We start from the raw sequence: 677 nt of genomic DNA on the forward strand, positions 1-677 counted from the left end.
AGCATGCCCTGCGCCTGGCGCGTGACCGCCTCGGCCAGCGCCGCGTCGTCGAGCGCGGCGAGCCGGCGCGCGACGCCCTCGGCCGCGACCCAGACCAGGCTCGAGCGGTTCCCCGGCAGCGGCACCAGGGTGAAGGGGCCTCCGCGGGTGTGGAACTCGGTCGAGACGTCGCCGTGCGGGCGGTCGTGCGCGAGAATCGTGGTGATCGCGGATTGCGGGTAGGACCAGTCCCGCACCCGGATGCCGCTCGCGCTCCGCAACGGCGACCGCCCCCCGTCCGCGGCGACGACGAGCTGTGCCGAGACGCGCCCGCCATCGACGAGCCGAACCTCGGAAACCTCTTCGCCAGGAACGGCTTCCGCGGCATCGCTCTCGAACAGCGTGAGGTTCTCGGTGGCGCGTGCCTGCCGGCGCAGGGACTCGACCAGGAGCCGGCTCTCGACGTTCCAGCCGAACGCTTCCAGCCCGATCTCGCCGGCCTGGAAGCGCGCGGGCGGGGGGCGGAACAGGCTGCCGGTGTCGTCGATGATCTGCAGCGTCGCCAGCGGGCCGGCCTGCGGGGCGATGCCGCCCCAGGCCTTCAGCGCCGCGAGGAAGCGCACGGACCCGTCGAGCAGGGCGACGGTGCGCCCGTCGGCCACGGGTGCATGGCGTCCGACCAGGGCCGAGGGCACGCC

General features: G+C 74.6%; 1 protein-coding gene. It reads right to left on the reverse strand.

What is annotated here, in order from left to right:
• Positions 1-677 (reverse strand): FAD-dependent monooxygenase (locus tag FV223_RS29270; protein ID WP_187276304.1); only part of this gene is annotated, 677 nt, incomplete at both ends.

This window comes from Methylobacterium sp. WL116 (assembly GCF_008039455.1).
Taxonomy (GTDB): domain Bacteria; phylum Pseudomonadota; class Alphaproteobacteria; order Rhizobiales; family Beijerinckiaceae; genus Methylobacterium.